Origin of the sequence: Pseudomonas fluorescens, assembly GCF_019212185.1 — a bacterium.
GTDB lineage: Bacteria > Pseudomonadota > Gammaproteobacteria > Pseudomonadales > Pseudomonadaceae > Aquipseudomonas.
Map to the genome: position 1 here is coordinate 5926805 of NZ_CP078138.1, position 12676 is coordinate 5939480.

At 62.5% G+C, this 12676-nt stretch carries 12 protein-coding genes; 9 read left to right on the plus strand and 3 right to left on the minus strand.

The window, feature by feature from the left end; genetic code table 11:
- The first annotated feature begins 36 nt into the window (after positions 1-36).
- From KW062_RS26785 to KW062_RS26825, 9 genes are all read left to right on the plus strand, one after another.
- Positions 37-1719 (plus strand): flavin monoamine oxidase family protein, encoded by a 1683-nt coding sequence (locus KW062_RS26785; RefSeq protein ID WP_027617152.1) that lies wholly within the window; start codon positions 37-39, stop codon positions 1717-1719.
- A gap of 12 nt (positions 1720-1731) precedes the next feature.
- Positions 1732-2526 (plus strand): carbon-nitrogen hydrolase family protein, encoded by a 795-nt coding sequence (locus KW062_RS26790; protein ID WP_105755170.1) that lies wholly within the window; start codon positions 1732-1734, stop codon positions 2524-2526.
- 48 nt (positions 2527-2574) lie between these two features.
- Positions 2575-5040 (plus strand): pyrroloquinoline quinone biosynthesis protein PqqF, encoded by a 2466-nt coding sequence (gene pqqF, locus KW062_RS26795; RefSeq protein WP_105755171.1) that lies wholly within the window; start codon positions 2575-2577, stop codon positions 5038-5040.
- Between the two features lie 137 nt (positions 5041-5177).
- The gene (gene pqqA / locus KW062_RS26800) at positions 5178-5252 is read left to right on the plus strand and encodes a pyrroloquinoline quinone precursor peptide PqqA (RefSeq protein WP_003194766.1); all 75 of its coding nucleotides are present in this window, start codon (positions 5178-5180) and stop codon (positions 5250-5252) included.
- Between the two features lie 85 nt (positions 5253-5337).
- Positions 5338-6249 carry a pyrroloquinoline quinone biosynthesis protein PqqB gene (gene pqqB / locus KW062_RS26805; protein WP_105755172.1) on the plus strand — a complete coding sequence of 304 codons (912 nt, stop codon included), beginning with the start codon at positions 5338-5340 and terminating at the stop codon, positions 6247-6249.
- Positions 6250-6317: 68 nt separating this feature from the next.
- Positions 6318-7070, plus strand: a complete 753-nt coding sequence (pqqC, locus tag KW062_RS26810) for a pyrroloquinoline-quinone synthase PqqC (protein ID WP_027617148.1) — start codon at positions 6318-6320, stop codon at positions 7068-7070.
- Entirely contained in the window at positions 7067-7342 is a 276-nt protein-coding gene (gene pqqD, locus KW062_RS26815; protein ID WP_027617147.1) for a pyrroloquinoline quinone biosynthesis peptide chaperone PqqD, read from the plus strand. The genes pqqC and pqqD overlap by 4 nt, the downstream gene beginning before the upstream one ends.
- Positions 7314-8483 carry a pyrroloquinoline quinone biosynthesis protein PqqE gene (gene pqqE, locus KW062_RS26820; protein WP_105755173.1) on the plus strand — a complete coding sequence of 390 codons (1170 nt, stop codon included), beginning with the start codon at positions 7314-7316 and terminating at the stop codon, positions 8481-8483. The genes pqqD and pqqE overlap by 29 nt, the downstream gene beginning before the upstream one ends.
- Positions 8449-10281 (plus strand): S9 family peptidase, encoded by a 1833-nt coding sequence (locus KW062_RS26825; protein ID WP_027617145.1) that lies wholly within the window; start codon positions 8449-8451, stop codon positions 10279-10281. The genes pqqE and KW062_RS26825 overlap by 35 nt, the downstream gene beginning before the upstream one ends.
- Positions 10282-10314: 33 nt before the next feature.
- Here KW062_RS26825 and KW062_RS26830 read toward each other — a convergent pair whose 3' ends face one another.
- The 3 genes from KW062_RS26830 to KW062_RS26840 all read right to left on the minus strand — a co-directional run bounded on the left by KW062_RS26830 (position 10315) and on the right by KW062_RS26840 (position 12652).
- Positions 10315-10473 carry a YqaE/Pmp3 family membrane protein gene (locus KW062_RS26830; RefSeq protein ID WP_003228885.1) on the minus strand — a complete coding sequence of 53 codons (159 nt, stop codon included), beginning with the start codon at positions 10471-10473 and terminating at the stop codon, positions 10315-10317.
- Between the two features lie 257 nt (positions 10474-10730).
- Positions 10731-11957, minus strand: coding sequence for an aspartate aminotransferase family protein (locus KW062_RS26835; protein WP_105755174.1), 1227 nt, complete (start codon positions 11955-11957; stop codon positions 10731-10733).
- Entirely contained in the window at positions 11954-12652 is a 699-nt protein-coding gene (locus KW062_RS26840) for an MOSC domain-containing protein (protein ID WP_027617143.1), read from the minus strand. The genes KW062_RS26835 and KW062_RS26840 overlap by 4 nt, the downstream gene beginning before the upstream one ends.
- Positions 12653-12676 lie beyond the last annotated feature (24 nt).

Genomic DNA, 12676 nt, shown 5'->3' on the forward strand with positions numbered 1-12676 from the left:
CTCAGCCTCCCGTGCGAGTCGCCAGCAAGGTCAGCCATGAACAAGAACAATCGCCATCCTGCAGACGGTAAGAAACCGATCACCATCTTCGGCCCGGACTTTCCCTTCGCCTTCGACGACTGGATCGAACACCCGGCCGGCCTGGGCAGCATCCCTGCGCACAACCATGGCGCCGAAGTGGCGATTGTCGGTGCCGGAATCGCGGGCCTGGTGGCCGCGTACGAGCTGATGAAACTAGGCTTGAAACCGGTCGTCTACGAAGCCTCGAAAATGGGCGGGCGTCTGCGCTCCCAGGCGTTTGAAGGGACCGAAGGCATCGTCGCCGAACTCGGTGGCATGCGTTTCCCGGTGTCGTCCACCGCCTTCTACCACTACGTCGACAAACTCGGTTTGCAAACCAAGCCGTTCCCCAACCCACTGACCCCGGCGTCCGGCAGCACGGTGATCGACCTCGAAGGTCAGACCCACTACGCGCAGAAGCTTGCCGATCTGCCAGCGCTGTTCCAGGAAGTCGCCGACGCGTGGGCCGATGCCCTGGAGGACGGCTCGCGCTTTGGCGAGATCCAGCAGGCGATCCGCGACCGCGACGTACCGCGCCTCAAGGAGCTGTGGAACACCCTGGTGCCGCTGTGGGACGACCGCACCTTCTACGACTTCGTCGCCACCTCAAAAGCGTTCGCCAAGCTGTCGTTCCATCACCGCGAAGTGTTCGGTCAGGTAGGCTTCGGCACCGGCGGCTGGGACTCGGACTTCCCCAACTCGATGCTGGAAATCTTCCGGGTGGTAATGACCAACTGCGATGACCACCAGCATCTGGTGGTCGGCGGCGTCGAGCAGGTGCCGCTGGGCATCTGGCGCCATGTGCCGCAGCGCTGCGCCCACTGGCCGGAAGGCACCAGCCTCAGTTCGCTGCACAACGGCGCGCCACGCACCGGGGTCAAGCGCATCGCCCGCGCCGCCGATGGCCGCTTCAGTGTCACCGATAACTGGGGTGACACCCGCGAATACGCGGCTGTGCTGACCACCTGCCAGAGCTGGCTGCTGACCACCCAGATCGAGTGTGAAGAATCGCTGTTCTCGCAAAAGATGTGGATGGCCCTGGACCGCACCCGCTACATGCAATCGTCGAAGACCTTCGTCATGGTCGACCGGCCGTTCTGGAAAGACAAAGACCCGGAAACCGGCCGCGACCTGATGAGCATGACCCTCACCGATCGCCTGACCCGTGGCACCTATCTGTTCGACAATGGTGACGACAAGCCTGGCGTCATCTGCCTGTCGTACTCATGGATGAGCGATGCCCTGAAAATGCTCCCGCAACCGATCGACAAGCGGGTGAAACTGGCGCTGGATGCCCTGAAGAAGATCTACCCGAAAGTCGACATCGCCGCGCGGATCATCGGCGACCCGATTACCGTGTCCTGGGAAGCCGATCCGCATTTCCTCGGTGCATTCAAAGGCGCGCTGCCGGGCCACTACCGCTACAACCAGCGGATGTATGCGCACTTCATGCAGCAGGACATGCCGGCCGAACAGCGCGGGATTTTTATTGCCGGCGACGACGTATCCTGGACCCCGGCCTGGGTCGAAGGCGCGGTACAGACCTCGCTCAACGCGGTGTGGGGCATCATGAACCACTTTGGCGGGCAGACCCATGCCGAGAACCCGGGACCGGGTGATGTATTCAACGAGATCGGTCCGATTGCACTGCCCGAGTAAGAGGAGTCCGAAATGCGCGTAGCCCTTTACCAATGCCCGCCGCTGCCGCTCGACGTCGCCGGCAATCTGCGACGCTTGAAGCAGGTTGCCAATGAAGCCAGCGGCGCCGATTTGCTGGTGTTGCCGGAAATGTTCCTGACCGGCTACAACATCGGCGCCGAAGCGGTGGGTGCATTGGCGGAGGTCAGCAACGGCGATTCCGCACAGCAGATCGCCAGCATCGCCAAGGCTGCCGGGATGGCCATTGTCTATGGCTATCCCGAACGTGCCGAGGACGGGCAGATCTACAACGCCGTGCAACTGATCGACGCGAAAGGCGAGCGCCTGTGCAACTACCGCAAGACGCACCTGTTTGGCGACCTCGATCAGTCGATGTTCAGCGCCGGGCAGGATCAGTTGCCGATTGTCCAGCTCAACGGCTGGAAGCTCGGCTTCCTGATCTGCTACGACCTCGAGTTCCCGGAAAATGCCCGGCGCCTGGCCCTGGCCGGAGCCGAGCTGATCCTGGTACCGACCGCCAACATGACGCCCTTTGACTTCATCGCCGACGTCACCGTGCGCTCGCGGGCCTACGAGAATCAATGCTACGTGGCCTATGCCAATTACTGCGGCAGTGAGGAGCAAATTCACTACTGCGGTCAAAGCAGCATTGCCGCTCCGGATGGCAGCCGCATCGCCCAGGCCGGACTGGATGAAGCCCTGATCGTTGGCACCCTCGATCGGCCGTTGATGGTCAAATCACGCTCCGAAAACCGCTATTTCCTCGACCGGCGTCCCGAGCTGTACGGCGAGCCGGACAAGCACTGACCCGGGCTTTTCGCTAGCATGAGCACTTACCCAGTTGCGGAAGTGCTCATGCCTGCGCCGATCCACCTTCTCCCCCATAGCGAAACCCTGGCCAATGGCTTGCGGGTATCGCTTCGTCACGCCCCCGGCTTGCAACGCTGCGCCGCAGTCTTGCGTGTCGCTGCCGGCAGCCACGATGCACCCTCGGCCTGGCCAGGGCTGGCGCATTTTCTTGAGCACCTGTTGTTTCTCGGGACTGAACGCTTCCCCGCCGCTGACGGGTTGATGGCTTACGTGCAACGTCACGGTGGCCAATTGAACGCGCGGACCAACGATCGCCACACCGACTACTTCTTCGAGTTACCGCCGCAGACCTTTGCCGGCGGACTGGAGCGTTTGTGCGACATGCTGGCACACGCCCGCCTCGACCCCGAAGATCAACTGCGTGAGCGAGAAGTGCTGGAGGCGGAATTTATCGCCTGGTCGCGGGATGCCACGGCCCAACAACGCCAGGCCTTGTTTGCCGGATTGGCGGAGGATCATCCACTGTGTGGCTTCCACGCCGGCAACCGGGACAGCCTGGCGGTCCAACAGCCGCAGTTCCAACAGGCCCTGAACCACTGGTATCGACACTTTTACCAGACCGGGCAGATGACCCTGAGCCTGGTCGGCCCTCAGCCTGTGGATGAATTGCGCCAACTGGCGCAAAGCCTCAGCGCCCCGCTCCCCAACGGTGAGCGCCAGGGGCAAACGCCTCCTCCAGCCTTGATGACGACGACCGAGCAGCATTATCAACAGACTGACGGACACCGGCTCAATCTGCTGTTCGTCCTGCATGGGTTGCCGGACGGGGCCGAGCAGGCACTGGATTTCCTCTGCACCTGGCTCAACGCCTCGAAGCCCGGTGGCCTGCTGGCCGAATTACGCAATCGTCAATGGGTCGACAGTCTGAGCGCCAACCCGCTATACCACTTTACCGGCCAAGCCTTGCTGCACGTTGAGTTTGATCTCAGTGACGCTGGCCGAAACCACACCGAGAGCATCCGTGATCTGCTCAACGATTGGCTGAGTTTTTTTGCCCGACAAGCGGACTGGCCGGCGTTGCGCGAAGAGTACGCCCTGCTGCAACAGCGCAAGCGCCAATCAAGCAACGCCCTGGCCCTCGCCCGCCTGGACAACCAGGCGCTGCAGAGCTTCGCGCCCGAGAACCTGGTGCCAACGCTCAACACGATCGTGCAGCAACTCAATCCCGCACCTGTGGATAACCCGGCCAGCCAATGGCAGTTGCCGCCCCCCAATGGATTTCTGCGCAGCGCCGAAGAACCACCATCGGCCGGGCTGATTCGTGGGCAGACCAGCGCTCACCGCGGCCTGCGTACCTTCGCCCAGGACCGAACCCGTGGCCGCCGCGAGCGTTCGTCCATGCAGTTCAGCCAGGCCCTGCCCGATAGCAGCGGCGAAGGCGCGCTGTGTCTAAGCTGGCATTTCGATGCAGCGCCTGCGGGTGAGTTGCATGCCACCCTGGTACACAGCCTGCAGTCGCTGATCGAGGACGCGCGCCAGGCGGGCGTCGAGTTGTCGTTCAGCGAAATCGGCAATCAATGGCAGCTGAAACTTAGCGGCTGGCTCGAACCGCTGCCGGCGATCCTCGAACAGGCACTCCAACGCCTGACAAGCCCCGACGCAGCATCCCGCTCAGCCGCTGCGACGCCCGTCCCGTTAATCGCGATTCGACAACTGCTCAAGGCGTTGCCACAGGTTTGCCTCGACGCCCCGGCCGCCCCCGCTCTCAATGATCTGCATTCATTCTGGGCCAGCGCACAGTGGCATGGCCTGGCGGCAGGCCTGCCCGCCAGCGTGCAAACGGTGGTGACCCGCGTGCTCGCTCGAGTGCCCGGGACACCCGCCAATGAGCTGCCTTCATCGATGTCGATTAACGGACAACGCCTGTGGAGTGAGTTTCCGGACCACGGCACCGAGCAGGCTATCCTGCTGTTTTGTCCCACACCTACTCAGTCATTGGCTGACGAAGCCGCCTGGCGAATGCTTGCCCACCTCTGTCAGACGCCCTACTACCAGCGCCTTCGCGTCGAGTTGCAACTGGGCTACGCAGTGTTCAGCGGGGTGCGGCAAATCAACGGCCAAACCGGACTGTTGTTCGGTGTGCAGTCGCCAAATGTCAGCGCAACTGATCTTCTCGAGCACATCCTGACCTTCTCGCAGAGCCTGCCCCAGTTGATCGATAGCCTCTCTGACCAGGTGCTCCAGGATCAATTGCAGAGCCTCGCGGGACAACTTGAGCGCAGCAACCTGACATTGCCCCAGGCATTCGAGCTGCTGTGGCAGGGCAAACTGGCCAACCACTCGTCGGAATACCTGGTGCAACTGCATCAGTCCATTTTGCAGCTGCAACGCAGTGAGCTGCTGGACGCGGCTCGGCGCCTGAATCAGGCCGAGGGCGGCTGGAGAGGCCTGGCGAATGCGGCTTGCCCGCCGGATTGGCAACCAAACCCGCGATCCTTACCGCAGGTGTAACGGCTTTTCTTCAAGAGAGGACTGCAATAAGAAGAAACGTTTCAGTAAGATAGGCACCTAAGCATCTGAACATCTCCCGCTGGAGGTGGACTATATGTATAGGTTCAGTCGTACTACCCGCTTGAAGGAGCTTTCTCATGACTTGGTCAAAACCTGCTTACACCGATCTGCGTATCGGCTTTGAAGTCACCATGTACTTCGCCAGCCGTTGATCCTGCCTTCGGGTAGAACATGCGGTATCACGCCTCGGCCAACCCGGGGCGTTTTCATTTTTAGCGTTGATGTCTTGGAGCACCCATGTTTATCCAGATCCTCGGCTCCGCGGCTGGCGGCGGCTTCCCCCAATGGAACTGCAACTGCGCCAACTGCGCCGGCTTTCGCGACGGCAGCTTGCGGGCACAGGCGCGCAGCCAATCGTCCATCGCGATTTCCGATGATGGCCTGAACTGGGTCCTGTGCAACGCCTCTCCGGATATCCGCGCGCAACTCCAGGGTTTTGCGCCGATGCAGCCCGGCCGCGCCCTGCGTGATACCGGAATCGGCGCGATCATCCTGATGGACAGCCAGATCGACCACACCACCGGCCTGCTGATGCTGCGCGAAGGGTGCCCGCATCAGGTCTGGTGCACCGACATGGTCCATGAAGACCTGAGCAGCGGCTTCCCGCTGTTCACCATGCTCAGCCACTGGAATGGCGGTTTGAACTGGAACCGCATCGAGCTGGACCAGAGCTTCAGCATCCCGGCCTGCCCGAATCTGCGTTTCACCCCGCTGCCCCTGCGCAGTGCCGCGCCGCCGTACTCCCCGCACCGCTGCGACCCGCACCCGGGCGACAACATCGGCCTGATCGTCGAGGACCTGCGCACCGGCGGTAAATTGTTCTACGCCCCGGGCCTGGGCAAAGTCGACGGTCCCTTGCTGGAGATCATGAGCGACAGCAATTGCCTGCTGGTAGACGGCACCCTGTGGGACGACGACGAAATGCAGCGTCGCGGCGTCGGCACCCGCACCGGTCGGGAGATGGGCCATCTGGCGCAGAACGGCCCGGGCGGCATGCTCGAAGTGCTCGAACAATTGCCTCGCCAGCGCAAGGTGCTGATCCACATCAACAACACCAACCCGATCCTTGACGAGGATTCGCCCGAGCGCGCGGAGCTGGTGCGGCGCAATGTCGAAGTGGCGTATGACGGCATGAGTATCGAGTTGTAGCGGATAGCCCTATCACGGGCGCCCGACCAGACACCCAGAATCCACCGGCCATACCCCGGAGCCCCGCAATGACCAACCTCCCCCTATCCCCCGCAGATTTCGAAGCCGCCCTGCGTGCCAAGGGCGCCTATTACCACATCCACCACCCGTACCACGTGGCGATGTATGAAGGCCGGGCCACCCGCGAGCAGATCCAGGGCTGGGTCGCCAACCGCTTCTACTATCAGGTGAACATCCCCCTGAAGGACGCGGCGATCCTCGCCAATTGCCCGGACCGCGAAATCCGCCGCGAATGGATTCAGCGCCTGCTCGACCACGATGGCGCCCCCGGCGAGGACGGCGGCATCGAAGCCTGGTTGCGCCTGGGCCAGGCCGTCGGGCTCGACCCGGACCAACTGCGCTCCCAGGAACTGGTGTTGCCCGGGGTGCGTTTCGCCGTGGACGCTTACGTCAACTTCGCCCGCCGCGCCAATTGGCAGGAAGCCGCCAGCAGCTCACTGACCGAACTGTTCGCCCCGCAGATCCACCAATCGCGCCTCGACAGCTGGCCACAGCACTACCCGTGGATCGACCCGGCCGGCTATGAGTATTTCCGTACGCGCCTGGGCCAGGCGCGGCGCGATGTCGAGCATGGGCTGGCGATTACCCTGCAGCACTACACCACTTACGAAGGCCAGCAGCGCATGCTGGAAATTCTTCAATTCAAACTGGACATACTTTGGAGCATGCTCGATGCCATGAGCATGGCCTACGAACTGAATCGCCCGCCGTATCACAGCGTGACCGGACAACGGGTCTGGCATAAAGGGATCGCCCTATGAGTTTCGACCGCAGCAAAACCCCGACCTGGCGTCCTGGCTACCGCTTCCAGTACGAGCCGGCGCAAAAAGGCCACGTGCTGCTGTACCCCGAAGGCATGATCAAACTCAACGACAGCGCTGCGCTGATTGGTGGGCTGATCGACGGCCAGCGTGATGTCGCCGCGATCATTGCGGAACTCGACCAGCAGTTCCCCGGTGTGCCGGAGCTCGGCGAGGACATCGAGCAATTCATGGAGGTCGCCCGTGCACAGCACTGGATCGAACTCGGCTGAGCCATCGGCCCTGCCGGCCAAGCCCGAGATCGGCCTGCCGTTGTGGCTGCTCGCCGAGCTGACCTACCGCTGCCCCTTGCAATGCCCTTACTGCTCCAACCCGCTGGACTTCGCCGAGCAGGGCAAAGAGCTGACCACCGAGCAATGGCTCAAGGTGTTTCGCGAAGCGCGGGAGATGGGCGCCGCCCAACTGGGCTTTTCCGGCGGCGAGCCGCTGGTGCGCCACGACCTCGCCGAACTGATCGGCGAGGCACGCAAGCTGGGCTTCTACACCAACCTGATCACCTCCGGCATTGGCCTCACCGAACAAAAAATCAGCGACTTCAAGAAGGCTGGTCTCGACCACATTCAGATCAGTTTCCAGGCCAGCGACGAGCAGGTGAACAACCTCCTCGCCGGCTCGAAAAAAGCCTTCGCGCAGAAGCTGGAAATGGCCCGCGCGGTGAAAGCCCACGGCTATCCGATGGTGCTGAACTTCGTCACCCACCGGCACAACATCGACAAGATCGACCGCATCATCGAGCTGTGCATCGCACTCGAAGCGGACTTCGTCGAACTCGCCACCTGCCAGTTCTACGGCTGGGCCCAGCTCAACCGCGTGGGCCTGCTGCCAACCCGCGAACAACTGGTACGGGCCGAACGGATCACCAATGAATACCGGGCGAAACTCGAGGCCGAGGGCCATCCCTGCAAGCTGATTTTCGTCACCCCGGATTACTACGAAGAACGCCCCAAGGCCTGCATGAATGGTTGGGGCAGTATTTTTCTGACCGTGACTCCAGACGGCACCGCCCTGCCTTGTCATGGCGCCCGACAGTTGCCAGTGCAATTTCCCAACGTGCGCGAACACAGCATGCAGCACATCTGGTACGACTCGTTCGGCTTCAACCGCTTCCGTGGATACGACTGGATGCCGGAACCCTGCCGCTCCTGCGATGAGAAGGAAAAAGACTTCGGCGGCTGCCGCTGCCAGGCGTTCATGCTCACCGGCGATGCCAGCAATGCCGATCCGGTGTGCAGCAAATCCCCTCAGCACGGCGTGATCCTCAAGGCCCGCGAAGAAGCCGAGCACGCCACCCAGACCATCGAGCAACTGGCCTTTCGCAATGAACGAAACTCTCGCCTCATCGTTAAAGGCTGACGCCTTGAGCGCCCTGCAAGCCGTGTCCGCCGGTGTCGATTTTGCCGACTTGCGGGTCGGCAGCCAGGGCGTGTTCTGGAACGAATACCGCCCCGAAGACGCGGCCTGCCGAATCTGGCACTGGCAGAATGGCCGCGCCGTTTGCCTGACACCCACCGGGTTCAGCGTGCGCAGTCGGGTCTATGAGTACGGCGGCGGTTCGTTCTGCCTGAGCGATGGCGGCGTGGTGTTCGTCAACGAGACCGACCAGCAACTGTATTGCCAATCCCTGGCCGGTGAAGCTCCGAACGCGCTGACCTGCGGTGACTGTCGCTACGGCGATCTGCAATACAGCAACGGCCAGGTCTTGGCCGTCGAGGAACAGGGCAAACAGCACCGGCTGGTGGCCATCGACCTGCAAGGAGGGCAACGCCACCTGTTGGCAGAAGGCGCTGATTTTTACGCCGCACCGACCTTGAGTGCCGACGCTCGACAACTGGCCTGGATCGAGTGGAGCCGTCCACACCAGCCTTGGACCGCGACACGCTTGATGCTCGCCGAACGCAATGCCGCTGGCGACTTCGCCGCACCGCGCTGCGTGGCCGGCGCAACGTTCGAGGAGTCGCTGCAACAACCGCGCTTCGATGCCGCCGGGCGCCTGTATTGCCTGACCGACCGGGACGGCTTCTGGCAACCGTGGGTCGAGACTGAATCAGGTTTGCAGCCGCTCACCAGCAGCGCGGCGGACCACGCGCCGGCGCCCTGGCAACTGGGGGGCAGCAGTTGGCTGGCGCTGGGACCAGAGCACTACCTGGCGAGTTGGACCCTTGAAGGCTTTGGCCGCCTGGGTATCCGCGATGGCGAGCAGCTCGACGACTACACCGGGCGCTTCAGCCGCTTTCGCAACCTGGCGCTGGATGAGCAACACATCTACGCCATCGCCGCGTCGCCGGTCAGCCCTTCGGCGGTGGTCGCCATCGACCGGCGCAGTCATCAGGTCAAGGTGCTGGCTGGCGGCGTTGCGTTACTGCCCGCCGAGCAGATCAGCCACCCGCAAACCCTGCGCTATCCCAGCGGCGAGGGTGAAGCCCACGGGTTCTTTTATCCGGCCATGGGCGGCGCAACGAAACCGCCGCTGGTGGTATTCATCCATGGCGGACCGACCTCGGCCTGCTATCCGATGCTCGATCCGCGTATCCAGTATTGGGCACAGCGCGGGTTCGCCGTGGCCGACCTCAACTATCGCGGTAGCAGTGGCTACGGCCGGGCGTATCGGCAGGCGTTGCATTTGCGCTGGGGTGAGGTGGATGTCGAAGACGCCTGCGCGGTGGTCAGCTACCTCGCCGGACAGGGCTTGATCGATGGCGAGCAGGCGTTCATTCGCGGTGGCAGTGCCGGAGGCTACACCACCCTGTGCGCCCTGGCCTTTCACCAGGTTTTCAGTGCCGGCGCCAGCCTCTACGGGGTCAGTGATCCGGTGGCGCTGGGGCGCGCAACTCACAAATTCGAGGGCGATTACCTGGACTGGCTGATCGGCGACCCACAGGTCGACGCCAAACGCTACGCCGCCCGCACGCCGCTGCTGCACGCCGGAAATATTCGGGTGCCGGTGATTTTCTTTCAGGGTGAACTAGACGCCGTGGTCGTGCCGCAACAGACCCGCGACATGCTCAAGGCCCTGCAGGACAATGGCATCGCGGCCCAGGCCCACTACTACGCGGATGAGCGTCACGGCTTTCGCAAGGCCAGCAACCAGGCCCATGCGCTGGAGCAGGAGTGGCTGTTTTATCGCGAGGTGATGCAGCGCGGCAAAGATTGATCGCAGCGCGGGTTGGCGCTGCGATCCATAGGTTCAGCGTTTGGCGATGATGTACACCGCGTGGACGATACCCGGGATGTAGCCGCACAGGGTCAGCAGAATGTTCAACCAGAACGCGCCGCCAAATCCCACTTGCAGAAACACGCCCAGTGGCGGCAACAGAATGGCGATGATGATGCGAATGAAATCCATAGAGCGGCTCCTTGGTCAGGTGGGCTGCGATCAGCCACACAACTAATCGACCAATGGCGCTCGCCGGGGTTCCGTGGTGCGATTCAAACAGTAGTATCGCGAAACATACACGGCGCCCTCGGATTTCTCGCAAGCAAGCTCGCGCCTACAAAGCCTGGAGAAAGCCGCACAAAAAAAACGCCCCATACCAAAGGGATCAGGCATGGGGCGTTGCGTTAAACCGCGAGACGGTTCGGGAATTCGGGAGCGCGATCGACTCAGACGGCGATGCCTTTGCGGCATTGCAGTTGCGCGGTACGCACCCGGGAAAAGGCCCGCGCCAGGCGCAGGAGCATTTCGTCGATGTTGCCCTTGCTCACACTCAGGGCCGGGGTGAAGCGCAGGCAATCGGCGGTCGGGGCGCTGATCAGCAAGCCCTCGAACAACGCCGCCTTGACCACCGCTTCGGCGCAGTCATCGCTGAGGGTCAGGCCCCAGAGCAGCCCCTGACCACGCAGTTCGCCATGCCCATAACGATTAGCCAGGCGACTCAGGCCTTCGCGCAGGTGCTGGGCACTGTCGCGCAGGTGTTCGACGAAGCCGTGATCGAGCACGCTGTCGAGCACTGCCACGCCCGCCACGGCCATCAGGGCGTTGCCGTGAGGGCCGCCATCCAGATCGCCTGGTTCGAAACAACAGGCATTGCCACGGGCCAGCAAGGCCGCGACCGGCACGCCGCCACCGAGGCCGTTGCCCAGGGCTACGATGTCAGCTCGCACCCCGTAATACTGCTCAGCCAGGACATGCCCGCAACGGCCGACACCCGTCTGTACTTCGTCAAGAATCAACAGGATCCCCAACTCACGACACAAACGCTCGACACCCTTGAGGTAATGCTCGGTAGCGGGCACGACACCAGCGGCGGTCTGGATCGGCTCCAGCATGATCGCCACCGTTTGCGCGTCCACCGCCGCATGCAGCGCCGGCAAGTCATTGAAGGGCACGCAGTCAGAGGCCGGCAGGTGTTTAGCGTGACGGCTACCACAGGCGGTAATGATTCGCGAGGCACCGCCACGATGCAACTGGCCCCATTTACGCGCCAGGCGCATCGCTGCTTCGCAGGCTTCACTGCCGGTGTTGAGCAGATAAACCTGATCGCTGCCAGTGCTGGTGCACAAGCGCTCGGCCAGGTTCAACTGACTGCGGTTGAGCAGTCCGCAGCCCGGATTGATCAAGGCCTGAGCCTGCCCCGCCAGAGCTTTGACCAAAACCGTCGGGCTGTGACCGAGGCTATTGGCGCCCCCACCCTGAGTGAAATCCAGATAGGCGCGGTCGTCGCTGTCCCACAGCCAGGAACCCTGGCCACGAATAAAGACTTGCGCAGCGTGCTCGACACTCGTCATCAGATACTCGCGCGAAGGACTATGGCTGGCGGCAGATTGAAAACCCTCGGCCGCCAGGTCATCGAGGCTTGGCGGCGAGCGACGCAGATTGAACAGGTTCATGCACTCAAGCCCTCCAGGGGCAGGCCGAGCAAGCGGGCCGACCAGTCCTCGACACGACCAGTGCGCAAGCGCTTGATCGCCATGTCACGCCAGCGCGAAGACAGCGCCGGACAATCGATCAGTTTTTTCAAGCCGCCATGCTCCAGCGGTTCGCGATAGAAACTTCGCAACGCCGCGGCCACGCTCAGGCCGGGATAACTGCGCTGGATCAGTTCAAAAGGTTGCTCGGCGCTGACGAAGCCAGGCTTGAGCACACGGTAGAACCAGCCACAGCGCCCGGTGTCCTGGGCCAGTTGCGGCAGGATCGGCAGACCCCAGCGATGGCTCAGGCGATAGCACGGCGAGCGCGGCTGGCTCACCTGTAACAAGGCGCCGCCCCAGCGAAACAAATCGCCCAGGCACACATGCTCTTCGGTCAGGCCGTGGGTCGAAAGGTTTTCGCCGAACGCCGGGGCGCACCAATCGATCTGTGGATAACGTCTGCGCCAATAGGCGTAGTGCTCGGCCGGGTAGTGGTGCAGTGCGCGCTCAGGCCCGGTGTGAAAGCGCGGATCGCCGTGCTCGTCGCTGCCCAGGCCCTGTGGCCACAACCAGAGTCGATTGGCAATCAGCTGTTTGTCGGTATCGCTGATCAAACCCTGACCAAGATTTTTTGCCTTGCCTATGTAAACACCATCAACGTAAACGGTATTCATCGCCCTATCTGGACCTGTAAGCCT

Coding starts and splice junctions, on each gene's coding strand:
- KW062_RS26825 (WP_027617145.1), top strand. CDS start 8,449: ATGAACGAAACTCTCGCCTCATCGTTAAAGGCTGACGCCTTGAGCGCC.
- pqqB (WP_105755172.1), top strand. CDS start 5,338: ATGTTTATCCAGATCCTCGGCTCCGCGGCTGGCGGCGGCTTCCCCCAA.
- pqqD (WP_027617147.1), top strand. CDS start 7,067: ATGAGTTTCGACCGCAGCAAAACCCCGACCTGGCGTCCTGGCTACCGC.
- KW062_RS26790 (WP_105755170.1), top strand. CDS start 1,732: ATGCGCGTAGCCCTTTACCAATGCCCGCCGCTGCCGCTCGACGTCGCC.
- KW062_RS26835 (WP_105755174.1), bottom strand. CDS start 11,957: ATGAACCTGTTCAATCTGCGTCGCTCGCCGCCAAGCCTCGATGACCTG.
- KW062_RS26830 (WP_003228885.1), bottom strand. CDS start 10,473: ATGGATTTCATTCGCATCATCATCGCCATTCTGTTGCCGCCACTGGGC.
- KW062_RS26840 (WP_027617143.1), bottom strand. CDS start 12,652: ATGAATACCGTTTACGTTGATGGTGTTTACATAGGCAAGGCAAAAAAT.
- pqqC (WP_027617148.1), top strand. CDS start 6,318: ATGACCAACCTCCCCCTATCCCCCGCAGATTTCGAAGCCGCCCTGCGT.
- KW062_RS26785 (WP_027617152.1), top strand. CDS start 37: ATGAACAAGAACAATCGCCATCCTGCAGACGGTAAGAAACCGATCACC.
- pqqF (WP_105755171.1), top strand. CDS start 2,575: ATGCCTGCGCCGATCCACCTTCTCCCCCATAGCGAAACCCTGGCCAAT.